The sequence below is a fragment of the Streptomyces beijiangensis genome (assembly GCF_017315755.1).
GTDB lineage: Bacteria > Actinomycetota > Actinomycetes > Streptomycetales > Streptomycetaceae > Streptomyces > Streptomyces beijiangensis.
In genome coordinates this window covers 18709-43786 of the sequence record NZ_JAFLRJ010000167.1, presented here as the reverse complement: position 1 = coordinate 43786, position 25078 = coordinate 18709, and the positions used below count along the sequence as shown (strand labels likewise).

The following is a 25078-nucleotide window of genomic DNA, read 5'->3' as shown; positions in this document are numbered from 1 at the left end:
TGAAGCCCTGCCCACAGTCTTCCCCGGCGTATACCGTGCCGATACAGAACGGGTCGTGATCAAGAAACTGAAGTCGCGCGATCTGCCCGTGTCGGCCTTCGCCGCCCTGCCCCTGCTCGCCACGGCCGCTCCGGTCGCCGCCGACCCCGTACCGGCGCGCGAACTGCGCTTCATCACTTACCCCCCGTCCAGACTCCTCCCCGTGCGTGGGGGTATCTGGTGTGTCAGATGCCGATCACGGCAGCGGCCACCGCGCTGAGGACGGCGAGCACGAGGAAGATATCTGCCGTCCAGGCGTGTCATGCGGTGCTTCTCTTCGGCTGCTCCGGGACGGGTGCGGCGTGAGGTGCCCGCGAGCCGGGCGGCATTGACACGTTCTACCGCACGTTCCGTGCTACCTACGAAGGAATCGAGCAGGGATCCTCCGAACGCTGTGACATAGACGGGGTCCCCGGCGGCTCGGTGCACAGTCAGGGTTGCGCTCCGGTCGGTGCTCACCTGTCGGATGGATCGGTACGGAATCTGGTGCGTGACGAGTGGGTTCACCACGGTTACCCCGCTGTCCAGAAGGATCTTCGAGCCGAGGATCCGCCGAGCCAGGGCTACGGCGCCGAAGCAGACCGCCGTTCCTGCTAGCGGACCTCCACTGGAGCGTGTCGTTAGCCTCGGGCTTTCGCGAGGTGGGTTGTCCGATGCTTGATCAAATAAGCGGAGAGTGCTCCTGACCTGCAACAATGGGACTTGTCTAGGGTCCAGTCAGCCGCAGGAAAGAAGCACTCTCCAGGTGAGTAAGCGTATCGGGTTGTACCCGCGTGTCCGCGTCGAGGGCGGTGGCAGCGGGACGGTCTCGCAGGCGGGGGCGGTGTTGCTGGTCGAGGCGGTCCGCAAGGTGGGCCTGGACACCGCGATATCGACGGCATTGGCTCCGTGGCAGAAGTCTCGGACGGTGCACGACCCCGGCAAGGTCCTGCTGGATGCCGCACTCGCGACGGCCCTGGGCGGGGACTGCCTGGCCGATGTCGCTTCGAGAGGAGTATCCCAACCGCCACCGACAGAAGACTGCCCACGCCCAACGGCGTAGACGACGAAGCGGTTGCCGTCACTCCGAATCCCGTATCGGGCAGGGCGCCTTGACGTCAACACCGGCCTGCAGTACGGGCACCGCAACTACACGCAACTGAGTCACAGATGCAGGGGACGAAAATCGAACGGTGCGGCCCGTGCCTCGAGTTCGGTGCAGGCCAGGGCTGTCGGCGCGGATCCGACCTATTCCTGTTGCGGGACCGAATGTCCGCAGTGCAGCCACATAGTTTGCCGTCATCCCGCCGCCACCTCGCGGGGTCATCGATGCACTCCCCCCCCCCCGATGCCGTTCTGGAGGAGGCGCCCCCTTCGGGCTGACGCTTGTGGTCCTGTTTCTGGAGCTCGCCTGCCGCGCGCCCCCTCCAGTTGTGAGCGTTCGCATAGTTCCTTGCGTATGCGGAGGAGATGTGCGTTCCGATTGGCTGCCCGAATCGCGTGCCAATGCTCTGACCTGGGGCTTTCAAGCACCTGGCAGGTTCATGAAGTCATCACATGTCTTCCAGGATTTCCTTGCGTGAACCCATTCTTTACCTCTAACTTACCCACAGGATCCTCACTGGATCATGAGCAAGGCGGGGCCTGGGGAGGCTCCGGAGGGGTGGGTTGGTTCAGTCATGTCCATTTTCACAAGATCGACTTCGCGGCTCGGTGCCGCGTTGTTGAGCATCATGCTGACGGGGGTGGTGCCCGCCTACGCATCCAGCCCGGACATCCGCGCTGCGACGACCGCCTCGGACGCCCCGCAGACCGAGGAACAAGCCGCCCTGCAACAGGCCGCCACCTCCGGCGAGCGCGTGGAGGTCACCGGGCAACGCACCGAGCGCGAGACGACATTCGCGAACCCGGACGGCGAGACCTTCACGCTGGAGAAGTCCATCACCCCCGTGCGGGTGGAGAAGCCGGGCGGTGGCTGGGCCGTGCCGGATGCCACGTTGGTGAAGCGCGACGACGGGTCGGTCGGGCCGAAGGCAGCTGTTGCGGGAGTGACGTTCTCCGCCGGTGGTGACGGCAAGGATCTCGTCAAAATCAGCGAGGACGGCCGGTCGGTTTCCCTCGGCTGGCCGGGCACGCTGCCCGCGCCGAAGCTCGACGGGACTCGTGCGACGTACGAGAACGTGCTCCCGGATGTCAATCTGATCATGACTGCGACGGTCGAGGGCTTCCACCAGGTCCTCGAGGTCCGCACCGAGGAAGCTGCCGCGAATCCGGCACTCCAGCGCATCGACTACGCGCTGGACGCTGATGGGCTGAAGATCAGGGACGGCGCCGGCGGCGGGGCGGAGGCCGTCGATGGCAACGGGCAGGTTGTCTTCCGGTCGCCTGCGGCACGGATGTGGAACTCGGCCGGCGACGTAGCGCAGGAGTCCGCCGACGGGGGATCCGCGGCGCAGACTGCCGGACTCGCCCGCATAGGCGCTGCCGATCCCGAGCCGGGAGCCACTGTTGACGTGGCACCGGGTGAGGAAGGTGACCCCCTCACCGGCCCTGGTGCCGGTGACGAATCGGCCGTGCTGGATCTGGCGTTGGGGAGCAGTTCCGTCACGGTGAGGCCTGACTCCGAGCTGCTGTCGAAGGCCGGACCGGCCACCCTGCCGTATTACATCGATCCGTCGATCGAGCTGAACGAGGACGAGCGCACAGTGTTGTCCTCCGACGGGGATGTGTTCTACAACTTCTCCGGCGGCGATAACGGCATGAGCGTCGGCAAATGCGGCTCGGCGGTCATCGGCGGCGTCACCTACACCTGCGGCAACGGCTACGTGAACCGCATGTACTTCGAGTTCAGCCCCAGCAAACTCAAGGGCAAGGAGGTACTCGACGCGTCCTTCAACGTGACGGAGACCTGGTCCTTCTCGTGTGACGCCCGCTGGATCGATCTTGAACGCACCGACAACATCTCGGCATCCTCGAAGTGGCCGGGCCCCAAGAAGCTCGACCAGATGGTCGACCGGAACGTCTCGGCAGGACGCGGCTCGGCGTGCAGCCCCTCCCAGCCCCGCTCCGCAATCGAGTTCCACGACTACGCGCCCGAGCCGGACGAGAACCTCACCCCGACCGTCAAGGCGTTCGCCGACGGGAAGATGTCGCGCCTCACCCTGATGCTGATGGCGAAGAGCGAATCAGACACCATCTCGTGGAAGCGGTTCGACGACGACGCCGTCCTCAAAGTGACCTACATCGGCAAGCCGGCGCTGCCCGGCGATATCGGCATCGCCGCCGGATCCGGGCGCGTATGTTCCACTGACTCTTCGAAGCCGAGCATCGTCTCCAGCCCCCAGCCCACGCTCCAAGCGCGCCCCCGCACGATGCCGGGCGGAGAGGCAGGCGCCACGCTCAAGGCAGCGATGGATGTCGACAAGCAGACGGGCAGCACCTGGGCCGAAGTGATGACTGACTCAGGGCAGCCCACCACCTCCACGGTCGGCAGCAACACCATGGTGGCGGCCACCACTCCAAAGCTGACCGAAGGCGTCCTCCACCGCTACCGGGCCTGGACCCGCTCCTACGCGGGATCCGTACTGCGTTCAGGGCCATCCAACGCCTCCGCCACCGGCCCCGGCTGGTGCTACTTCATCGTCGATGCCACCGCACCGAAGGCACCGACGATCAAGTTCAACGGCCCATACACCCCCTGCACCACGAACGACTGCGCGGCGAACGGCAAGCCGGGTGTTTCCGGATCGTTCACCTTCAGCCCGGCCGCCGGAGACAACATCATTGGCTACCGCTACCGGCTCTCCACAGACGCCTACGCGAACCCGGACTGGACGTACTCCACCACCGGATCAGCCGTCGCTGTCATGCCACCCACCTCCGGCACCGTCACCATGACAGTCGAGGCACAGGACGCGGTCGGAACCAAGCGCTGGGGCGCCGACAACATCGTCGACTTCGCGGTTAGCCGGGGCGCCGCCCCCGTCGGGCACTGGAGCTTCGATGAGAAGGACGGCAACGCGCTGGACTCCTCCGCTACGGACACCGCGTCCAAGGACGACGCCGCCCTGTCCGGCGGAGGCACACGAGCGGGAGACGGGCGGCGCGGTGAGCTCCTGATCAAGCCGGCCACCGAGACCACCGAAGCGGAATGGGCCAACGACACCGGGCTCACCCTCAACGGCACCACCGCCTACGCGGCCACACTAAAATCAGTCCTGGACACCCGGGCCTCCTACACCCTCGCCGCCTGGGTACGGCTCAGCGCGAAGGGCCATACCTCTACCGTTCTCAGCCAGGACGGAACGCACAGCGCCTCCTTCGACCTGGCGTACTGCGAGGACACCAAAACCTGGTGCATGCGCCTCGCCGATACCGACACCACCACCACCTCCCTCAACACCCAGCGCGTCAACGCTCTTTCCCCCGCCGCCGTAGGGGTCTGGACGCAACTCGCCGCGGTCGTGGACACCACGAAGAACACTGTCACGCTGTACGTCAACGGGATTCCGCAGGGCAGTGACGCGCTCGGCACCTCCTGGGACGCCTCGGGTCCTGTGCAGATCGGTCGCGCCAAGGCGAAGGACGCTTACACCGACTACTTCCCCGGCGTCATCGACGAGGCGTCCATCTGGGCGGAAGCCAGGGGCGAGCAGGACGTGGCCAAGGACGCCGCCCTCCGGGACAAGGACACCGGCGACGCCTACGCCGAACTGGTCGCCGCCTGGAACCCGGCCGGCAAGACAGACACGACGCTCGCCGATTCGTCCGGCTACCACCACGACCTGACCCTGACCTCCGGCGCCCTGGACGGCGAGGCCATCTCCCTCAACGGCACCACGGCCGCCGGAACCACCCCAGGCCCGCTGGTCGACGACTCGGGCTCCTTCACCGTCACCGCCAACGCAGCCGTCGACTCCGACCTGCTGGCCGACAAGCCCGAAGGCTACAAGGCCCAAATCCTCGGGCAGCGCACCGCGACCGACTCGTCATGGAGCCTGTGGTTCGAAAAGACCAAGACCACCACAGAACCGGTCCTGGACGAGTTCGGCGACCCAGTACTCGACGGGGACGGAAACCCGATCACCCAGCCGATGCAGAACGGCCGGTGGCACTTCGGCCGACTCACCGCCGACGGCACGGGCACCGAGGTCGAAAGCACCGAAGGGGCGCTGTTGGACTCGCCGGCACGCCTGACCGGCGTCTACGACGCCCAGGCCAAGACCATCACCTTGTACCTGTCCTCAGAACCCGGTGAGCCCAAGGCATACACCGCGGCCCTGGGCACCGGCGAGTTCACCGTCGGCAAGGGCTACCTCAAGAGCGTCTGGGGCAACTACCTGCCCGGCCGGATCGATGACGTCCGACTGTGGGCCGGTGCGCTGAAGGACGGCGACCAGGTCGCAGCCATCGTCGGCTAGCGCCCGTCCCCGCTCTAACCCCTGCACCATCCGGCCGGGGACGCCCTGTCGTCCCCGGCCGTGATCCCTTATTTGCCTCACCGTGCTGCCGCCTGCCGCCAGCCGGACTTGTCCTGGAGAAACCGCATGCCCCAAACCTTCCTCACCCGCAGGAGGCCAGCGCCCCACGGCGCCGACTCGCGGGCCAACCCCGCGCGCAAATACCGCATACCGCTGGTGGGCGCACTGGTCCTGGCACTGTCCGTGCCCGCCGGACTGATCCCACTGGCTGTTGCTGCCGACCCGCTGGGGCGCCCCGACGTCCCCAAGCCCAGGGTCAGCAACGTCAAGGCCATCACCACTCCAGGCGCCAAGGCAGCGCGTGATCGGGTCGCGAAGGGCAAAGCCGCCAATAGGGCCCAAGCTGACAGGGCCCACGCAGAGCAGCACAGCACCTGGCCCAAAGCCTCGAAAATCACCCATGACATCGGCGCCAGGCCGAACACCGACGCCCTCGTGGGCCTCGAAGCGGTGAAGCCCGACAAGACCAAGCGCACCGCGACACCATCCGCAGATGGCAAGGCTTCGGTGAACGTCCTGGGCCAGGACGCAGCCAAGAAGGCCGGCATCACCGGCGTGCTCTTCACCGCGGCCGCCGAACAGTCCGGCACAGCCCAGGTCAGCTTCGACTACAGCACATTTGCGTCGGCTGTCGGCGGCAGCTGGTCCACACGCCTCGGTCTGCTCCGGTTCCCCGCATGCGTACTGAACACCCCGGAGAAACCCGGCTGCCGCAAGGCAACCCCGGTCGCCTCCACCAACAACCTGGCCCAGCAGACCGTGAACGCCCCTGTAACGTTGGCCGCCCAGTCAGGTGCGGCGGGAGCCACAGCGGTCTTCGCGCTCGCAGCCACCACAGCTACCTCGACCAAGGGCGCGGGCGACTTCAAAGCCACCCCGCTGGCCGCGTCGTCCACCTGGGAGGCGGGCGGCTCCTCCGGTTCGTTCACCTGGTCCTATCCGCTGAGCGTGCCCCCGGCCGCCGCCGGACCCATGCCCTCGCTCGGGCTCTCCTACGACTCCGGCAGCATCGACGGCCGCACAGCCAACACCAACAACCAGGGTTCCATGGTCGGCGAGGGCTTGGGGATGACCGAGTCCTACATCGAGCGCAAGTACGGCTCGTGCGACGACGACGGGCAGACGGACAAGTTCGACCTCTGCTGGAAATACGAGAACGCCTCGATCGTCCTCAAGGGCAAGGCCAGCGAGCTTGTCAAGGACGACACCAAGGGCATCTGGCACCTCAAAGACGATGACGCCTCCAAGGTCACTGTGACCACCGGCGCCGACAATGGGGACGACGACGGCGAGGTGTGGACGGTCGTCACGGGCGAAGGCACCACCTACACCTTCGGCCTGAACAAGCTGCCCGGTGCCGGAACCCAGCGCACCAACTCAGTCTGGACCGCACCTGTCTTCGGTGACGACGAGGGTGAGACCGGCTACAAGAAGGGCACCACGTTCGCGGACCGCTCCGAGGACCAGGCTTGGCGCTGGAACCTGGACATGGTCCAGGACATTCACGGCAACGCCTCGACGTACTGGTACCACGCGGACACCAACTACTACGCGAAGAACGGCGACAAGGACCACCTCGCCGAGTACACCCGGGGCGGCTACCTGGAAGAGATCCGCTACGGGCAAAAGGCGGACAGTCTGTTCACCGGCACGGCCTCCGGGAAGGTCACCTTCGACTACACCGAGCGGTGCACAGCAGCCGACTGCTCCTCGCTGACCAAGGGAACGGCCGACAACTGGCCCGACGTCCCCTTCGACGCTATCTGTGCCGCGACCGCGACGGACTGCCTCGCCACAGGTCCGGCATTCTTCACCCGCAAGCGGTTGACTAGCATCGACACCTTCGCTTGGTCGACCGCTGCCGAGCCGGACGCGTACAAGCCCGTCGACTCCTACAAGCTCACCCAGGAGTTCCTCGACGGCAACGACATCGGCAACAGCTCAGACCACGTTCTGACGCTGAAGTCCCTGCAGCACATCGCCCGGAACGGCACTGAGATCAAGGTCCCGCCCGTCGACTTCACGTACCACATGTACGCCAACCGGGTGGATGCACCTGACGATGAGATTCCTGTTGACGACATACTTCCGCTGACCCGCCCGCGCATCTACACCATCACCTCCGAAGCTGGCGCAATCACGACCGTCAACCTCTCCGACCCGCAGTGCGTCCGCGGCACCAAGATGCCAACGGCCGAGGACAACAACGCGCTGTCCTGCTATCCGGTGAGGTGGGCGCCCAACGGCGGCGACACGACTGAGCTGGACTGGTTCCACAAGTACAACGTCACGGCCGTCTCGACCGCCGACCCGGCAGGCCAGAACGCGCTCGTAGAGAACTCCTACACCTACGAGAACCCGGCCTGGCACTACAACGACGACCCGATGACACCCAACAAGGACCGCACCTGGTCCATCTGGCGCGGCTACGGCAAGGTCACCAGCAAGGTGGGTGACACCAACCATCCCCAGTCCAAGACGGTCTCGGTCTACCTACAGGGGATGAACGGCGACAAGAAGGCCGACGGCACGTCCCGTTCCGTCTCCGTGCCCGGAATTAGCTTCACCGGTGCCACGGTGGCCTCACTGACCGACTCCGATCAGTACGCGGGCACCCTGCGCGAGCAGATCACCTACAACGGATCCACCCCGGTCTCCTTCACCGTCAACACCCCGTGGTCGAAGAGCACGGCCACACAGCACAAGTCATACGCTGACACCGAGGCCTACTTCGTCGGCACCCAGCGTGCCTGGGCCTTCACTTACCTGACCGCCACTAGCAGCTGGCGCCAGACCCTTACCGAGACCTCGTACGACGACTACGGGATGGCCTCCTCGGTCTACAACTCGGGGGACTACAGCAAGTCCGGAGACGAGTCCTGCACCCGCACCTGGTACGCGCGCAATGACGACAAGGGCCTCACCGGACTGGTCTCCCGCACCCGCGTCGTCGGCAGCGCCTGCACGGACAGCAGCAACAAGCCCATTACCGACGAAAAACTGACCCTCCCCACCACCACTGCCACCCGAGGCGACGTCCTCTCCGATGACGCCATTGTCTACGACAACACCTCGGCCACCGGCTGGACCGCCACTCAGACCCCAACCCTGGGCCTGCCCACGTGGACCGGCCGTGCGAAGGCCTACCCGGCCGCCAACGGAACCGCCGACCGCGATCCGGCCACCAGCACCGGGTGGCAGACCCTCACCAAGACGACCTACGACACAACAACGGCCAAGCTCGGCCGCCCGCTGACCATCACGGACGCCGACGGAAACCTCACGAGCACCGCCTACTACCCCGCCGACAAAGGCCCACTGACCTCCACCATCATCACTGCACCGAAGCTGATGCTCAACGGACAGCAACACAAGGCCTACACCTATCTCGACCCGGCCCGCGGCTCGGTCACCAGCACCCTCGATGCCAACCTGAAGAAAACCGAGAACACCTACGACGCCCTCGGCCGCCTTACCAACACCTGGCTGCCCAACCGCCAGGCTGCGAACGACAGCCCGAACGCGAAGTACAACTACTCTCTGGAACGCGGAAAGCAGCCCTGGACCTCGGTCTCCACGCTCAAAGCCGACGGCACGACGTACCAGACCACCTACGCCATCACCGACGCGTTGCTGCGTCCGCTCCAGACCCAGACTCCCTCCGCACTGGGCGGGGGCCGAATCTTGACCGACACGCGCTACGACACGCGCGGTCTGGCCTATGAGTCGTACGCCGACATCTACGACGACAAGTCGACGCCCAACGGGACCTACACCCGCGCCGAGTACGGCGGAGCCCCGAAGCAGACCAACCTCTCCTTCGACGCCGCTGGCCGGCCGACCACCTCAGATCTGCTGGTCTTCGGCGTGAAGAAGTGGTCGACGACCACGTCCTACACTGGCGACTCCGTAGCTGCCACCGCGCCAGCGGGCGGCACCGCATCCCGCACCATCACCGACGCAATGGGCCGCACCACGGAGACCCGCACCTACGGCGGCACCACTCCTGCGGACACCAGTTACGGATCGGCCACCGGCAGCGCGTACACCAGCGTCAAGCAGAGTTACACCCGGGACGGCAAGCCCCTGCTGGTCACCGGCCCCGACGACGCCAAGTGGTCGTACACCTATGACCTGTTCGGCCGCCAGGTCACGGCGACCGACCCGGACAAGGGCACGACCAGCACCACGTACACCGCCCTGGACCAGACAGCCACCACCCAGGACGCCAACAAGGCCACCCTGGTCTACAAGTACGACGAACTCGGCCGCAAAACCGCCGGGTTCAAGACCGACACGACGCCGGCGAACCAGCTCGCTGCCTGGACGTACGACGGCCTTCTCAAGGGACTCCCGGACGCGTCCATCCGCTACGAGGGCGGCACCACTGGCAAGGCCTACACCAAGAAGGTCTCCGCCTACGATTCCCTGGGCCGCGCCACCAGCACGGACCTGATCCTGCCCAGCGATGACCCGCTGGTCACCTCCGGGGCCGTCACCTCGACCACCACCTTCAGTACCTCTTACCGTCTCGACGGCACGGTCAACACCACCACAGAGCCGGCCGCGGGCGGCCTGCCCTCCGAGATCGTTCAGCCGAAATACAACGGTGCAGGCCTCCCGGTCAGCCTCTCCGGCACCACCGACTACCTGCAGAACGTCGCGTACTCCACGATCGGCGAGCCGCAGCAGCTCACGCTGGCCACCTCCTCGGACACGAGCGCGAAGAAGGCGTTCGTCAACAACACCTTCGAACAGGGCACCGGCCGCCTCCTCGACTCCAACGTCACGGACGAGACCCACCCCTGGAAGGCTCAGGACCTCGCCTACACCTATGACCCGGCCGGCAACGTCACCTCCATCGAGGACCCGGCCACCCTTGGCGGCACGAGCAAGCCCGACTACCAATGCTTCACCTACGACGCCCAGCGTCGCCTGACCGAAGCCTGGACACCAAAAACCGCCGACTGCGCCGATACAGGCCGTACCACAGCCAACATCGACGGCCCCGCCACGTACTGGACCAGCTATACGTATACCGCGTCAGGGCAACGCGCGACGGAAACCCAGAAGACCGGCACACCGGCAACCACCACGTACTGCTACGACCCCGCCCGCAAGCACGCCCTGACGGCGACTACAAAGGCCGCCGACTGCACCGACGTCACTCCGCAGTACACCTACTACGCAGATGGCAGCACCAAGACGCGTTCGGAGACGGCCGGCAGCACCACCAGCCAGACCCTGCTCTGGAACCCCGAGGGCAAGCTGAGCAAGCTCACCGAGGGCACCACAAGCACGGACTACCTCTACGACGCAGATGGCAGCCAACTCATCCGACGTAACGCCAACGGCGAGACGGTCCTCTATCTCGGCACCACAGAGGTTCACCTCAAAGCAGGCAAGAAATGGGCCAGCCGCTACTACAGCGCAGCCGGCTCCACGATCGCCGTCCGCACGAATGAGACCGGCACGGCCAAGCTGTCGTTCCTTGCCTCCGATGCACACGGAACCTCCAGCCTCTCGCTGGACAGTGCGACCCAAGCGATCACTAAGCGCTACACCACCCCGTTCGGTTCCTCACGCGGAACCCCAGCAAGCTCCTGGCCCGATGACAAGGCATTCCTCGGTAAGCCAGCGGACACCTCCACAGGCCTCACCCACGTAGGTGCTCGCGAATATGACCCCACCATTGGCCAGTTCATCAGCATCGACCCGCTCCTAGAACTCGACAAACATCAAACACTCAACGGCTACAGCTACGGGGCCAACAATCCCAACACCTTCTCCGACCCCACAGGTAGGGGGCTCGCCTGCGGCCGCAACTCGACTGACGGAATCCCCTGCCCCAAGACCGGCAGTAAAGGCCGGGGTGACGGTGGCGATCTGGGCGTTGGCGGCGACGGCACGGCCTCTACGGACAGCACAGGAAGCGCCGGAGGAGACTGTTCAAGCTACGGATATCATGCACTGGAAGCCTGTACGGCCGCAGTCGCACAGGCTAGCGACACGCCTGACGCAATTCATCCCAACCTCTCAGCTCCTGGCATGAGAGAAGCCTTCGGGATACCTGACCTTGGGTGCGAAGACGGGGATCATCTTTGCAAGATACGTCAATCGGAACTCGATTTCTCAATTCCAACGGGGACGCTGGGCGGGGCTGTCGGATTCTTTGCGGTGCGCCCCGGGGCCCGGTGGAATATTCTGATTGGACTTCCCGAGGGAATCTCGAGAGTGCAATTCAATGCAATGAAGGGGGTTTTCGCCAAAAAATTGGATATTGAGGCGGACGTTGCCGTCCAAGGAAGTCGGGTCACAGGCAATGTGACTGGCGGTTCCGATATAGACATAGCGGTCCGTGTCTCACCTGAGGCATTCGATGCAATGGTGCAAAAGAGTTGGAAAAACCCGAATCCCGGATCCTCCAAAGCACGCACGCGAGATCATGCGGTCGAAACAGGGAAGATTACTGCGGGTGATGCGCGACCCAAGCTCAGTGGGATCCGTGACGAGATCCAAGGAATCCTCGGTGATACCGTGAGTCACGTGGATGTCTCGATCATCAGAAGGGGAGGACCCTTTGACAACGGACCGTTCCTCGAAGTCAAGTAGCGAGTTTAGCGAGATGGAAATGGACTGCAGTGTTTATGTAGACACTCGCAACTTGGAGTGGTTGCGCGATTTCCTTTGCGAAGCGCTCCAAGGTGACCTGTTTTCCTCCAGTCAAGTCATCTGCTCTGCTGCTCGAATCTATGTGGCACACAACGACTATGAAACAGACGGAAACGATCCGTCTGACTTCATACAGTGGCCCTCGGTTCTCGAGTGTGAGCCGCTCCCTGAAGTCGAGAATCAAGACTTCGTTGCATTCGTCAATAGGCTCCTTCAATCCATTTGGGGGACGGAACGTCGCGCCGTAGCAGCTTGTGATTTTGAGGATCTCCTACCAAATTCTGGTGGGCGGGACCTCTATGTTCATTAGTGCTCGTATTGTGACGGCGAAGTTGGACCAAGTTCATCGCAGAATAGGTTGGGATAATCCCCAACTCCTCTCAGTACGAGGGTGATGGCGCGGGGGGCTCTCTCGGGTTGACCTCTAGCGTGTTTCCCAGGCAAATACCCGTCTGGGAAACACGCTAAGCTTGACGTTTAACGACCTGCGTCGACCGGCACCTCGAACTTGGTGTGTTTTCGCAGTTCAGCGGACATGCGGGCGGCCTTCGCCTGATCCTGTGCTCCGACCAAGGAGCGCACATGACCGTGACGAAGGCCGTGGAGACAAGTCTGTCGCACGAGGATGTCCGCCAGGAGGCATTCGCGAAAGCGTCACACTTCCGGTCGGAGTTCTATGGGTGCCTGGCCAGGCGGGGCGACGAGCTGTTCGAGTTGTGCGACGCTCTGCTGTGCACTGAGGGGCCAGTACGGACTCTGGTCGATCTCGCGTTAGCGCCTGAGCACCGCCGCGGGCACGGCGCGTTGTGGGCTGTGCCCCACTACGTGGACACCTGCGAACTATACAACCAAGTTCAGGCTACCTGAGTTGATCGAGCGCCGTTCGAATTCGACTGGGCTGATGTGGCCGAGCGCGGAATGCCGGCGCCGGTTGTTGTACCAGGCCAGCCAGGAGAACATCGCCATGCGCGCCTCGGAATTCTCCAACCACCTCTCTGAACCGCCCCGGTTTCCCATGGGAGACGGATGGGAGAAAGATCTTCCCAATCAAGGCAAACTACGGCTAGTTGAAGCTAAGTAGGGCTGGGTTTCGGGGGGGGGATGGAAGCAGTTAGGGACGCTGACCGGGCCTTGCGTCGATACAACAGTTGATCCAGACGACAATCACTGGTACTCCAGGATGGGAAGGCCGCTGAACAGCGGCGGAGCCGGATTCACAGGGCCATCTGGGAGAGGTATGGGAAATGAGAGTGTCGATACCCAACTATCCGCTCCTCCATCGCGATCGTCACCTCGCTGTACGTACCCTCCACACCGGGCAGCTCATGCCGGGTGGGACCGCATAGACGGTGGCCATGGTGACCTTGCCGGTCTTGCGGTCGGTGCGGTGGCGCTTCATCTGGACGGCAGATGTCAAGTCAAATGAGACGTGCGTGGTGCTATGAACCTTGTGGTTCGGGTTCTCTGCGTTTGGCGGGGTCGTTGATCCAGACGCCCGCGTCAGACGAGGACCGGGCAACCGAGCGCTGGCTGCGGGCCGAGCGGCTCGACTGGTCGCCTCCGGTACTCGCCTCACTCGACCGGCCGTTCGTCATCGAGCACCCCGATGAACTGCGCGACCTCGTCACCGCGCTCACCTATCGCCTCACGTCCTACGCCCGGCAAGCCTGACAGTGAGGAACCAATGTCATGAGATGGCACAATTAGGGCACCAGCAAGCCCGGTCGTCACCTTCCGCGGCTGATGGAAGCCGTTGCGCACGACCAGACGGCGCCCGGATTCGTCTCACTGATCGGTCAACTCGGCTATGTAGGCGTTGACTTCTGTTTCCAGGGCGGCGGCCAGCATCCGCCTCGCGCCCTCCCGGACGATCTCGTCAATCAGGGAGCCGTGTGGCGTCGTTCCGTCTTCGGTGACTACCGTGAGCACGGGCGTGCCTTCCCGACCGACGCAGCGAACGTCGGCCTACTCGATGACCATCACAGGATCATTCGGGAAGGTACGCCCTTCGCGTGCCAACCCGAGCCCGATCCAAAGGTCTTGAGCATCGCTCGTGCGTCTCGCCGAGCAGCGGCAATGGATCGAAGTGGGGCTCCGCAGGATCTGCCACACGATCGGGTGACATCTTCACCCAACCCTGCAGCAGACCCTAACGTCCAACAATGCGATGGCGTCCGTGTGCGTTATCGACAGGAGTGCGGGGATACGCGTTTTTCGCCGTCCGGGCCGGTCATGCAGTCGGTGCCGGGCCACACGATGACACCCCCAAGGCCGGCACGATGCCCCCTGCCGCTGGCCAGGCAGTCGCGGGCAAACAGCCCTCCGTTCATACTCGGTGTCAGTTGAACACGCCTGCGATTGGGTGCGGACTAGAGAAGTCATGCGTCAGCACTGAAGAGGTTCCGTGGGAATCCGTAGTGTTCGCCACCTGCAGCGAAGAACCGCCACATTTCTACGCGTCCAGAGCAATCCGGGAAGACTTGCAAGATAATGGACGGGCCAAACCTGAGCACCAAAAGCCCCTGGTCCATCATTGTGAAACTATCAACCTTTGAGCGAAGGCGCGCAAGAATTCGGTTTAGAATCTTCGACCTTTCGTCGAATATCGATCCGCGAGGCTCGTCGGAATCTTTTCCATCCAGCCGCTTTTGGGGGAAATTCATATCGTCGGAGCCGATCATCATGTCGCCATCATGGAGCACCCTGAATGGGCATTGAATATGAAGGAATAGAGCCACATTTCCCGTCTCGGAGGTGAACTCGAAAATCCCCAGATCCGCCGCCCGGCCGACTGCATTGACAATCGCACCGTCAAACATGCCCAGCGCCTCTTCAAGCTCCATGCTTAACAGCCCTTGAACAAAGATCGACCCTCTTCGACGATGCGATTGTAATCGCATCCTCTTTTTGTGATTTCGTCATGCAATTTCCGTTCTTCCGCTTTGGTAAGAGCCCTACCCACGTCTCGTTGAATAGTTTTTATGGCTCGCCTAAATTCCTTGTCCTGCTCCTCCCTATCAGTCGGGGCATTATAGCCATCATCATTTGCATTTCCGGGATCCCAAGTTTTCCTGAGTTCAGCAAACGGATCAGAGTCGCCAGCGTCCGAATTATGCACCAGAACGGGTGTGGTGCCGACCATCACATAGTACGTGTGCTACGCGAAGCCTTCGGCCTGCCTTTTCGCAGGTCAAGTGCGGTTTGCTGGTCCAGTGACGTGCGTGGGTGTCCGTGGTTGTCCGGGGTTGTTGCCGTCGCTACTGCCGTCAGGCGGTTCAGCCCAGGTACGGCTTCTCGCGCTGTTCCAGGAAGTGCTGGAGCCTGAGTCGTTGGGTGTGGTGCATCGGCAACTGCTCGATCTCTTCCGACGGTACGAACCGGAGTTCGGTGGACTCGTCGGAGATCTCCAGTCGGCCGCCGGTAATGCGGGCGGTGAAGCAGACGTTGAACTGTCGGCGGACCTCGCCGTCGGTGTAAGCGATGATGTGTTTCGGATCGGTGTAGGTGCCGACCAGGCCGGTGATCTCGACGTCGAGGCCGGTCTCCTCTTTGACCTCGCGGACGGCTGTGCCTGGCAGGGAGTCGGTGAGGTCCATGCCGCCTCCGGGCAGGGCCCACAGGTCGTTGTCGCGGCGGCGCTGGAGGAGGATGCGCCCGTGGTCGTCGGTGACGACGGCGGAAGCGGCGACGACCATGCTGTTCGGCTTGGGTGCGTTGTGGTCGTCGTAGTACTCGGTGCGGGCCACGGTCAGCCTTCCTCTCGTACGGGCGTCGCCGTCGCCCACACGGCGTCGAAACTCTCGGCGTAGGTGTCGAACATGCCACCTGTCTCGTGTCGGCGAAGATGCCATACGGGGGCGGCGTAGGCGTTGACACCCCAGACGTGTGCGTTGACGAGTTGCTGGTCGTCGGCGCGGTAGAGGGAGTTGTAGAGCGTGGTGGCGTGGGTGCGGACTTCGATGCCGGGGGTGCCGGCGAGCGGCCGGTAGTGCATGAGCGCGAGGCGGCAGCGGGATTCGATGCCGTGCCCGAACCGCTCCTCCTGGCCCCGGGCTTGGACGGTATCGCTGTCGGCGTCCCCGATCGCGATGCGGACGGTGCAGCCTTCGGCGGCGCGTTCGGTGAGGAGTTCGTTCAGCCGCGGGTACGCCTCGTGGAGGAAGACTGCCGCGTAGACAAGGATGTCGATCCGTTCCCGGGCCTGGGCCATCAGGTCGGTGAACGCCGAGACGGGGATATCGGCCCGCTGCTCGTAGAGCGCGACCAGTTCGGGGCTGATGGCGCGGGCGGGGCGGGCCTGGCGGAGCGCCGGCCAGAGTGCGTGCACGTCTTCTCCCAGGGCCTTGGCCGCCTGGAGGGCGGTAGCACGACGTGGGATACGCCCGAGGTTCACCCAGCGCTCGACCGACTTGGGGTCGACCTCGACCTGCTGAGCGAGTGCGGCGTACGTCCAGCCTCCCGCCGCCATGACGGCTCGTAATCTCTCGTTCGGCACGAGTCTCCCCCTTCGTCTCAGGACGGCACTACGGACGTTCTACACGGTGCAGGACGTCCCGAAGTGGGGTTTGGTGGAGGTTCCTTCGTCCCGGTGACCGGCATGAGGATCGGTGCCGACCCTGCGGCACCAACAGGCCCAGGGGCACGCATCAACGCCGCCGAGGAGCGTCACCGTGCGAATGAGCGCCACCCCATGTGTTCCCGCCCTACGACTGGACGCCCGGTCGCGCGCCGCCTCGCCGGGGTGGTCACGATGACGGCCCCCACCCCTGATGCCGACGGGCACACCGTCTCGCCCGATGCCGGCGCTCTGGTGGTCGACCGGCGGAGCGGCAAGGTGGGCGTGGTGATGGGGCATGTGGGGACGTACGTGCAGCTTCGGCCACCGCGCGGTGGCCGGGAGTGGGACGTGCCGCCCGAGGACGTACGTACGCCGACTCCGACGGAGGAGTTGAGCGCGAAGGTGGCCGCGGCCAACCGCAGGTGGGGACGGTGACCCCGCGCTCGGTCCTGCGCTACGAGACCTGGACGCTCCAGCCCGACCGCGAGCCGGACGCGGAGACGGTCCTGTACGCGATGCAGTGTGCCGTGGACGGAGAGACCTCACCGATGAGCAAGGACTTCGCCGAGCCTCAGGACTGGGTGCTGCGGCACTGCGGCCAGAACCCGTCCCACCACACCTACCGGGAGATCATCACCCGGCCCTGGCGGGCCTGGCGGCAGATGTGACCTGTCCTGCTCGCCCAGGCACCGCATCGCGCTGAGCCACCCGACTCCCGTCCCTGCCGGGCGCGGCCGATCGAGGCTCCCCGTCCTCGTCAGCACGGCAGGGGCGGGCCTTCACGTGCGGGCCACACTCATGGCCATGGTGTTCCGGCCGCCGAGTAGCCGAGGGGAATTTCACCCCTCGGCCCTCACAGGATGAACGGGCTTGACCAACAGGCACGCCGGCCGGGCGCCTTCCGGTGGCTCGGCGGTCGGCCGCCGGGTAGGCCCTCGCTCAGCGTGCGGTGGGACTCGGCCGGTCTGGTAGCGCGGGAGTTGGGCCGGGAGCTTTGTTCCTCGCTGGAAGCGATGCCAGCCACCGCCCTCGGTGAGCCAGGCGACGGATGCTGAGGGTCGGCCCCCTGGCTGGCCCTTGCCTGCGATCCGGCCGTAGGACGGTCGTAGGCGACAACTTGCTCCGCCAGGAGCCTTGTTGGGGTTGGCCCGACGGTCTGGCCGGTTGCCGTTTCCGCTGCCCGTAGAGCGTCCGGCTGGCGAGCGGCCCACTCCCTGAGGAGGCGGCGGTCGGACGGCGACGGCGGCCAGCCCTGGCGGGCGGGGCCCGCCTTGAACCTCGTAGAGAAAATCTGGACGCACGACTCCACCCTCTGACCGTCGCGGCCAAGGGGTCAGCAGCCTCGCTCGGTGCCGGCCGCTTCCAGGGCCTCCACGCGGGCCAGCAGAGCGGTGAGCTGATCAAGCGTCTCGGTAAGTGCCCGTTCCAGTGCCGCGACGCGCGCCGACGTCCCGCCGACGGGCGTCTTCCCCGCCTCCCCGTCACCTGAGTCACCGGCGACGTGAGGGTGAGCGACGAAGGCTCCCTTGCCGGGGCGGGAGATCGCGTAGCCGTCCTGCTTCAGCAGGGCCATGGCCTTCTGCACGGACAGGCTGGAGGCCCCGAACTCCGCCATCAACACGGCCTGCGTCGGCAGCGCGTCCCCCGGGTTCAGCCCGCCGGAGGAGATCCGCTCCCGCAGGGCCTCGGCGATGACCTCGAACGTCAGCAGCACCGTGCTACCCGCCGGCCGGCGCCCCCGCCGCCCGACCGTCACCGCAGGTCACCCGCCTTCTCTGCGCCATTACCACCGAAATCCGGCCCGTCCAAAACGGAAGTCCGGGGCCACAGTACGCGCGTCCCCACCGGCCACCGAAATAGATGAGGAGGGATGTACTTGAATGCGCGCTTGGAGCGATGCTACTTTCACGCACCGCCGCAGGGCAGCACCGCTGACCAGGGAAGATGTCCCCTGACCACCGCCTGCGCCCGCCATCGCACGCCCCGGCCCCTCGCGCACTGACGCCTCTCGGGTCGCCCCTCAGGCACCTCTCCTCTTCTCCCGACTCCTGCCGGAGGTCTGTCCCCATGCCCGCACAGCTCCAACTCCCGTCCCCCACAACCACGTCCGCGATCTCGAACACGACGTTCGCCGCACCAGCGCACACCCCGAAGGCGAATACATCCGCGAACGGGGGCTCGGCGCTGGAACGCCGGGCGCGGCTGACCGCCAGGCTGGCCAAGCTCGCTGCCGCCGGACACCTCGCGCCCCTGGCCCGGCAGATCGGCTCGCTGGGCGGCTGCGCACGTCCCATCCGGATGACCGGGCACCGCACCCGCCTCGACACCGCTACCGGCCAGATCCTCGACCACCTCGACACCCGCCACCTGCCCGCAGGCGAACTCCTGGTGCGCTGCGGCAATCGCCGCGCCGCGCGCTGCCCGGCCTGCTCCACCCGCTACCGCTACGACACCTATCAGCTCATCGCCGCCGGACTGCGCGGCGGGAAGACCGTCCCGGCCACCGTCGCCACCCATCCGCGCGTCTTCGCGACCCTCACCGCCCCCGGCTTCGGCCCCGTCCACAATCAGCCCGGTGCGGCCTCGTGTGTCTGCGGCACCCGGCACGGCGACGGCGACCCGTTCCTCGGCACGCCGCTGAACCCGCAGCGCTACGACTACACCGGCGCGGTGCTGTGGAACGCCCACGCCCCCGCGCTGTGGGCTCGCTTCACCACCCACCTGCGCCGCGAGATCGCCCACGCCGCCGGACTCACCCAGCGCACCCTGCGCCACCACGCGACCCTGTCGTACGCCAAGGTCGCCGAGTACCAGAAACGCGGCCAGATCCACTTCCACACCGTGATCCGCATCGACTGACCCACCGGCCCCGCCAGCACTCCGCCTGCCTGGGCCACCACAGAACTCCTCGACCACGCCGTCCGCGCCGCCGCCAAGCGCACCCGCGTCCAGCACCAACACCCCTCCGAGACAGCGACGGCCGACGGGTCACAGCAGCCGAAGCCCTCGGCGTTCCGGTTCGGGCGGCAGATCGACGTCCGCGCGATCCGCAGCACCGACTTCACCGGCGACGGACCCGTCACCGACCGGCACGTCGCCGCCTACATCGCCAAGTACGCCACCAATGGAGCCGAGACCACCACCGGCACCCTCGACCGCCGACTCCCCTTCCTTGCCGAACTCGCCCAGCATGAGCTCACCGACCACGCCCGCCGCATGATCCACACCGCCTGGCACCTCGGTGTGCGACCCGAGCACGCCCACCTGCGGCTGCGCCAGTGGGCCCACATGCTCGGCTTCCGAGGCCACTTCTCCACCCGCACCCGCCACTACTCCACCACTCTGGCCCACCTACGCGCCGAACGCACCGCCTGGCGCAGCCGCCAAAACGACGCCCCGGAGCGAGCCGATGACGGCCAGTCGGCCACTGACCGGCGCAGTGACCGCGATGACCACCGTGACCTGACCGCCGGTCACACCGACCCCGACGCCGATCACCGCAACGGTCACCGCAGGGAAGGCGGGCAGCACGGTCACACGGACACAACCCTGGTGATCTCGCACTGGCAGTACACCGGAACCGGCCTCCTGCCTGAACACGCCCATCTCGCCGACCTCCTGGCCGCTGCACCCAAGCCTCGGCCCGAGCAACCGATCCGTCCCCGGCAGGCGCGGCGCTCCGGTGACCAGGCTGGTCACTCCACTGGTCCGTTGATCGCCCCTTTCCAGTCGGAGGCGACCGCGTGACCACCGACGCCGAACTCCTCACCGTCCCCGAGGTCATGGCGCGCCTCAAAATCAGCCGCTCCACCGTCTACGACCTCATCCGCACCCGACAGCTCGCCTCCATCACCATCGGCCGCGCCCGCCGCATCCCCACCAACGCCCTGACCGTCCTCGTCCACCACCACCTCGAAGAGGCAGCCTGATGACCGCCGACGCCGACCCCACCCCCAGCACCACCTCCCGCAGTGTCCGCGCCAACGGCGACGGGACCGTCTACCAGCGCAAAGACGGCCGCTGGGAAGCCGCCGGATACGTCCTGGCCCCCGGCAACACCCGCCGCCGCGTCCGCGTCTACGCCACCACCCGCAGGGAAGCCCTCGCCAAACTCACCGAGAAGATCGCCGCCAGCAACCGCGGCCTCCCCGCCCCCTCCGCGCAGGGCGGCCTGGCCGCTTACCTGACGTACTGGCTTCAGAACGTCGCCGTCCACCAACTCCGCGAGAACACCCACACCCGCTACACCGCCGTCGCCCGGCTCTACCTCATCCCCGGACTGGGCAAGAAGAAGCTCGCCAGGCTCACCGCCAAGGACGTCCGCACCTGGCTCAACCAACTCCGCACCACCTGCCAGTGCTGCGCACGCGGCCTCGACACCGCCCGCGACCAGTCCCGCTGCTGCGCCGCTGGAACGTGCTGCTCGAAGCGGCTCTCAGCGCTGACCCTGGCCTACGTGCACTCGGTGCTCAAGTCCGCACTGGAGCACGCAGTGCGCGAGGAGGAGATCCCACGCAACGTCCGCACCGGCACACCCCGACCCCGCCGCTTCGAACCCCTCACCGCCGACGAAGCGCGCCATTTCCTTGCCGCCGCGCGCGGACACCGGTTGCACGCGCTGTTCGAACTCGCGCTGCGCACCGGGCTCCGCAAGGGCGAACTCCTCGGCCTACGCTGGGAAGACCTCGACCTGGCCGGCGGAACCGCCGGCATCCGCCGCACCCTCCAACGCACCAACAGCGGCGGCCTCACCGCCCTCCCGACCAAGACCCAGAGCTCGGAGCGGCGAATCGCCCTGCCCACCGAGTGCATGCGATCCCTCGAACAGCACCGCCACCGCCAGCATCAGGAACGCGAAGCGGCGGGGACCGGCTGGAAGGCGAGCGGCTACGTCTTCACCCGTCCCGACGGCGCCCCGATCGAAGGAGCCACCCTCACCCGCCACTTCAACACCCTGCTCCACCGGGCCGGGCTCCGCCGCATTCGCTTCCACGACCTCCGCCACTCGGCGGCAACCCTCCTCCTGGAGCAGGGCGTCGAACTCGTCGTGATCAAGGAACTGTTGGGCCACGCCCACATCGGCGTCACCGCCACCGTCTACGCTCACGTCCGACTCCGCCTCCAGCGCGACGCCATCGACCTTCTTGGTAACGCCCTCCGAGCCCCCACCGAGATCACCGACAAGCCCGACGACGGCAACGCACCACCCCTCTGCGCAACCCCCGTCCGCTGACGTTGCCGTCAACTACTGCCGTCAGACACCGCAGAAGCCCCACCCGAACCATGGTTCGGGTGGGGCTTCTGCGGTGCAGAGACCGGACGAGATCACTTCGAATCGCGCAAGCGCTCCGCTTCCAAGAATGCTTCCAGCTCATCGAAGAGCACAGTTACTGCTTGCACGCTCTCTTCACGCATGGCCGCCACCCCGAAATCATTACCCGTACCGGGATAGGCGATCCTGACCAGCAATACTGGCAACGCGAGATTCGCGCCAAGCCCCGACTTAGCTGCCAGGAATTCCCGGAATCCTTCCAGGAGTCGCCAATCAGTCGCAGCGTCAATGCCCGTCAGAAATGCGACCACTTCACCGAGTGTGCTGAGGCCGTATGCGCATGGACGTCTACGCACGTCAGCAAGTCGTTCATGCAGTTCCATAGTTCCACCTGCTACCTGGGAGCCGGATTGAAGACAAGGTCATCGCCGTACTCACAATTTGCTCGATAGTCGGCGATTGATTCGCCATGCCTCCCCGTGGTCGCGCAGGAAGCGTGGACGGCTCTCATCGATGACCTGAGGGCGCGGATGCCTCGGTAGAGCGTGGACGCTACCGAACCGTTGGCGGGGTCGGCAGGCTGCGGTTACGGAAGCAGGCCGTCGGTTGCACGTGGGACATAAAGCCTGCTGACTGGTGGTGTGTATGCGTGCATCTCGAGGCTGGGGCCAGGGCGGTAGCAGCGGCTCGATGAGCGCCCATAAGTTGTCATCCACGATCCACGGCCGAGTCGTCACAGACCACGAACGGCCCGATCGTCACACAAGTCACGCCCCACCGGCGCCGTTCAACAAGATCCTGTTACGAGCTCTGAGCGCGTGGCCCAACCTGCGACGCCCAGAAGCCCTCCCCAGGGCGACCGCAGGGAGGGCTTCTATAGATCACGCTCATTCCATGGACTGCTAATCAAGCCCGCTGTAGAGAATTACCTCTTCGCGCGCTGGCCCAGCCGCCGGAATGCGCTTCCACCACCACTCACGTTCACCCTCAGGGCGAGCGTGCACCTTTTCAATACGGAGCAGGGCATCCGGCTCAGTAAAGGAGGTAAAGCGCTCATCGACTTCCGAGAGTAGGCTGTCAAATCGTGACCTCAGCGGAGCATCGAGCGCACCCAATCCATCTTGGATTGAATCTCGGATAATCAACGCGGCGATCAAATCATGTGCCCCCCATACCGACCTGTCTGAGCTGGGCAACGAGATATCCGACTCAAGCTTCTCTACGTGAGCCTTCCACGAAGCCAATAGATGCGTGAGGGTGATGCCTCGCTGGTTGGACATCTGGATAGTCACCCTCTCCAGCGCACGAAGGTCGTCGAGCGATAGCTGTCCAGAAATCCAGGACAAGTTTGAGTCTGGCACGGTAGTCACGGCTTTCCAAGCGAACCGGGATAGTACGCCGTACTCTTCCACGGCAAATCATAGTTGACAATCACCCTGACACCGCCGTGGTCAAACTGGGCAGCGTTCTGCTTTCCGATGCGAACCGGTCCAGCCTTGCGCAAAGTCGTCTCAATTTCCGTTGGACTCGGCCTACCCATCGCCGGATTTCCACCTCCCGTGTGCCCATGAACAAATTGCACGATCTCATCAAGCGAGTACTCTTCCCCATGGAAATCGTCTTGGGGTGTGTCTTGTTTTCCGTGTAAGCCCTGATGCTGACGTTGCTTGGGTTTGGTTCGGTGTTACTGGTTGTCGATGACGCGGTCGCCGTAGAAGCCGGCGAGGACGTTGATCGCTTCCTTCCAGTTGTAGGTCCGGCCCGTCGGGTTGCGGCGGTTGGGCTGGCGGTCGCGGATCACAAGGTAGAGGACCTTCAGGGCGGCCTCCTCGTTGGGGAAGTGTCCGCGCCTTCGGGTGGCCTGGCGGAAGCGGGAGTTGAGGGACTCGATCATGTTGGTGGTGTAGACGATCTTGCGGATCTCCGGCGGGAATCGCAGGAACATCACGAAGTGCTCCCAACTTCTGCGCCAGACCCCGATCAGGGCCGGGTAGCGGGCTCCCCAGATCTCCTCGAACTCGGCGAACCGCTGCTCGGCGGCGTCCGCGTTCGCCGCCGTGTAGACCTGCCGCAGTTCCTTGGCGATCTGCGACCAGTGCTTGGTGGAGGCGTACTTGAGACTGGCCCGGACCATGTGGACCACGCAGAGCTGGACGTCGGCCAGCGGCCAGATCGCGGAGATCGAGTCCGGGAGCCCTTTCAGGCCGTCGCAGCAGGCGATCAGTACGTCGTCGACGCCGCGGTTCTTGAGCTCGGCGAGCCAGGCCATCCAGGTCTTGGCGCCCTCGCCGCCGGAGCCTACCCACATGCCCAGCACGTCACGCTCGCCCTCGAGATTGATCCCGACCGCGATATAGACCGGCCGGTTCGCGACCGCACCGTCCCTGATCTTCAGCACGATCGCGTCGATCATCAGCACCGCGTAGACGCGGTCCAGCGGCCGCTGGCGCCAGGCTTCCAGCTCCTCGGTGACCTTGTCGGTGGCCCGCGAGATCAGGTCCCGCGAGACGTCGATGTCGTAGATCTCCGCCAGATGCGCCTGGATCTCCCCGGTCGTCAGACCCTTGGCATAGAGGGACAGAATCGCCTCGTCAAAGCCTTCGACCCGACGGGCGTGCTTGGGCACAATCGCGGGACTGAAGCTGCCCGCCCTATCTCGGGGCACTTCCAGTTCGACCGCGCCGACGTCTGTCAACACCCGTTTGCGGGAGGTGCCGTTGCGCGAGTTGCCCGACCCTGCGCCGGCCGGATCGCCCTTCTCGTAGCCGAGATGCTCCGTCATCTCCGCCTCCAAAGCGCCCTCCAGGACCAGCTTCACCAGCCCCTTGAGCAATCCGTTCTCCCCGACCAGGTTCACCCCCTCGCTCCGCGCCCGGTTCACCAGGTGTTCGGCCAACTCCCGGTCGGTCTGTGCCAGTCGAGCCATCTCGGCCCCCGTCCGTACGATGCTGCGGTCACGGGGCTGTTCTTCCTTGATCCCCATCGTGATCCTTCCCGGCAGAGACCTCGTCTCATGCCGTACGGGTCACACCGGGGCATACACGAAAATCAGGACAGGCCCGCTGAGCGCGGAGAGCG

The 25078-nt window shown here is 65.1% G+C and carries 15 protein-coding genes and 5 pseudogenes; 11 read left to right on the top strand and 9 right to left on the bottom strand.

The window, feature by feature from the left end; all coding sequences use genetic code 11:
* Positions 1–55 precede the first annotated feature (55 nt).
* The 5 genes and pseudogenes from J0695_RS18825 to J0695_RS43955 all read left to right on the top strand — a co-directional run.
* Positions 56–259 carry a hypothetical protein gene (locus J0695_RS18825; RefSeq protein WP_206963247.1) on the top strand — a complete coding sequence of 68 codons (204 nt, stop codon included), beginning with the start codon at positions 56–58 and terminating at the stop codon, positions 257–259.
* Positions 260–784: 525 nt separating this feature from the next.
* Positions 785–1024 (top strand): annotated as a pseudogene (locus J0695_RS18820) (transposase); the annotation flags it as partial.
* 727 nt (positions 1025–1751) lie between these two features.
* The gene (locus J0695_RS18815; protein ID WP_206963257.1) at positions 1752–5438 is read left to right on the top strand and encodes a laminin G domain-containing protein; all 3687 of its coding nucleotides are present in this window, start codon (positions 1752–1754) and stop codon (positions 5436–5438) included.
* A 216-nt stretch (positions 5439–5654) separates the two neighbouring features.
* The gene (locus J0695_RS18810; RefSeq protein WP_307798678.1) at positions 5655–12110 is read left to right on the top strand and encodes an RHS repeat-associated core domain-containing protein; all 6456 of its coding nucleotides are present in this window, start codon (positions 5655–5657) and stop codon (positions 12108–12110) included.
* 642 nt (positions 12111–12752) lie between these two features.
* Positions 12753–12980, top strand: a pseudogene (locus J0695_RS43955) (NF041680 family putative transposase); the annotation flags it as partial.
* A gap of 30 nt (positions 12981–13010) precedes the next feature.
* Here the strand turns inward: J0695_RS43955 and J0695_RS18805 are convergent.
* Positions 13011–13187, bottom strand: a complete 177-nt coding sequence (locus J0695_RS18805; RefSeq protein ID WP_206963246.1) for an integrase core domain-containing protein — start codon at positions 13185–13187, stop codon at positions 13011–13013.
* Between the two features lie 480 nt (positions 13188–13667).
* On the opposite strand from J0695_RS18805, the pseudogene J0695_RS18800 reads away from it, so the two are divergent.
* Positions 13668–13841 (top strand): annotated as a pseudogene (locus J0695_RS18800) (transcriptional regulator); the annotation flags it as partial.
* A gap of 27 nt (positions 13842–13868) precedes the next feature.
* On the opposite strand, the pseudogene J0695_RS18795 reads toward J0695_RS18800, so the two are convergent.
* From J0695_RS18795 to J0695_RS18780, 4 genes and pseudogenes are all read right to left on the bottom strand, one after another.
* Positions 13869–14099 (bottom strand): annotated as a pseudogene (locus J0695_RS18795) (IS256 family transposase); the annotation flags it as partial.
* Positions 14100–14548: 449 nt separating this feature from the next.
* Complete coding sequence (locus J0695_RS18790; RefSeq protein ID WP_206963245.1) at positions 14549–15013, bottom strand: hypothetical protein; 465 nt, start codon at positions 15011–15013, stop codon at positions 14549–14551.
* Between the two features lie 432 nt (positions 15014–15445).
* Positions 15446–15916 carry an NUDIX domain-containing protein gene (locus tag J0695_RS18785; protein ID WP_206963244.1) on the bottom strand — a complete coding sequence of 157 codons (471 nt, stop codon included), beginning with the start codon at positions 15914–15916 and terminating at the stop codon, positions 15446–15448.
* 2 nt (positions 15917–15918) lie between these two features.
* Complete coding sequence (locus J0695_RS18780; protein WP_206963255.1) at positions 15919–16638, bottom strand: helix-turn-helix domain-containing protein; 720 nt, start codon at positions 16636–16638, stop codon at positions 15919–15921.
* 273 nt (positions 16639–16911) lie between these two features.
* Between J0695_RS18780 and J0695_RS18775 the strand changes: the two genes are divergently transcribed.
* Both J0695_RS18775 and J0695_RS18770 read left to right on the top strand, forming a co-directional pair.
* Entirely contained in the window at positions 16912–17163 is a 252-nt protein-coding gene (locus J0695_RS18775; RefSeq protein ID WP_206963254.1) for a hypothetical protein, read from the top strand.
* Positions 17151–17396, top strand: coding sequence for a DUF7848 domain-containing protein (locus J0695_RS18770; protein WP_206963243.1), 246 nt, complete (start codon positions 17151–17153; stop codon positions 17394–17396). The genes J0695_RS18775 and J0695_RS18770 overlap by 13 nt, the downstream gene beginning before the upstream one ends.
* Positions 17397–18061: 665 nt before the next feature.
* Here J0695_RS18770 and J0695_RS18765 read toward each other — a convergent pair.
* On the bottom strand, positions 18062–18442 hold the full coding sequence (locus J0695_RS18765) for a winged helix-turn-helix domain-containing protein (RefSeq protein ID WP_307798677.1): 381 nt from the start codon (positions 18440–18442) through the stop codon (positions 18062–18064).
* Between the two features lie 353 nt (positions 18443–18795).
* On the opposite strand from J0695_RS18765, the pseudogene J0695_RS18760 reads away from it, so the two are divergent.
* From J0695_RS18760 to J0695_RS18750, 3 genes and pseudogenes are all read left to right on the top strand, one after another.
* A pseudogene (locus tag J0695_RS18760) lies at positions 18796–20475 on the top strand (replication initiator).
* Positions 20472–20657 (top strand): helix-turn-helix domain-containing protein, encoded by a 186-nt coding sequence (locus tag J0695_RS18755; RefSeq protein WP_206963241.1) that lies wholly within the window; start codon positions 20472–20474, stop codon positions 20655–20657. The pseudogene J0695_RS18760 and the gene J0695_RS18755 overlap by 4 nt, the downstream one beginning before the upstream one ends.
* A complete protein-coding gene (locus J0695_RS18750; RefSeq protein WP_206963240.1) occupies positions 20657–21961 on the top strand; it encodes a tyrosine-type recombinase/integrase in 1305 nt (434 codons plus the stop codon). Before J0695_RS18755 ends, J0695_RS18750 begins: the two co-directional genes overlap by 1 nt.
* 92 nt (positions 21962–22053) lie before the next feature.
* On the opposite strand, the gene J0695_RS18745 is transcribed toward J0695_RS18750, so the two are convergent.
* From J0695_RS18745 to J0695_RS18735, 3 genes are all read right to left on the bottom strand, one after another.
* Positions 22054–22311, bottom strand: coding sequence for a hypothetical protein (locus tag J0695_RS18745; RefSeq protein WP_206963239.1), 258 nt, complete (start codon positions 22309–22311; stop codon positions 22054–22056).
* 591 nt (positions 22312–22902) lie between these two features.
* On the bottom strand, positions 22903–23412 hold the full coding sequence (locus J0695_RS18740; protein ID WP_206963238.1) for a hypothetical protein: 510 nt from the start codon (positions 23410–23412) through the stop codon (positions 22903–22905).
* Positions 23413–23684: 272 nt separating this feature from the next.
* On the bottom strand, positions 23685–24926 hold the full coding sequence (locus J0695_RS18735) for an IS256 family transposase (protein WP_206963253.1): 1242 nt from the start codon (positions 24924–24926) through the stop codon (positions 23685–23687).
* Positions 24927–25078: the final 152 nt, after the last annotated feature.

What these genes read in the sequence shown, in the direction of transcription:
- J0695_RS18735 (WP_206963253.1), bottom strand. Translation starts at nt 24,926, where the DNA reads ATGGCTCGACTGGCACAGACCGACCGGGAGTTGGCCGAACACCTGGTG.
- J0695_RS18790 (WP_206963245.1), bottom strand. Translation starts at nt 15,013, where the DNA reads ATGGAGCTTGAAGAGGCGCTGGGCATGTTTGACGGTGCGATTGTCAAT.
- J0695_RS18780 (WP_206963255.1), bottom strand. Translation starts at nt 16,638, where the DNA reads ATGGCGGCGGGAGGCTGGACGTACGCCGCACTCGCTCAGCAGGTCGAG.
- J0695_RS18750 (WP_206963240.1), top strand. Translation starts at nt 20,657, where the DNA reads ATGACCGCCGACGCCGACCCCACCCCCAGCACCACCTCCCGCAGTGTC.
- J0695_RS18805 (WP_206963246.1), bottom strand. Translation starts at nt 13,187, where the DNA reads ATGGGAAACCGGGGCGGTTCAGAGAGGTGGTTGGAGAATTCCGAGGCG.
- J0695_RS18815 (WP_206963257.1), top strand. Translation starts at nt 1,752, where the DNA reads ATGCTGACGGGGGTGGTGCCCGCCTACGCATCCAGCCCGGACATCCGC.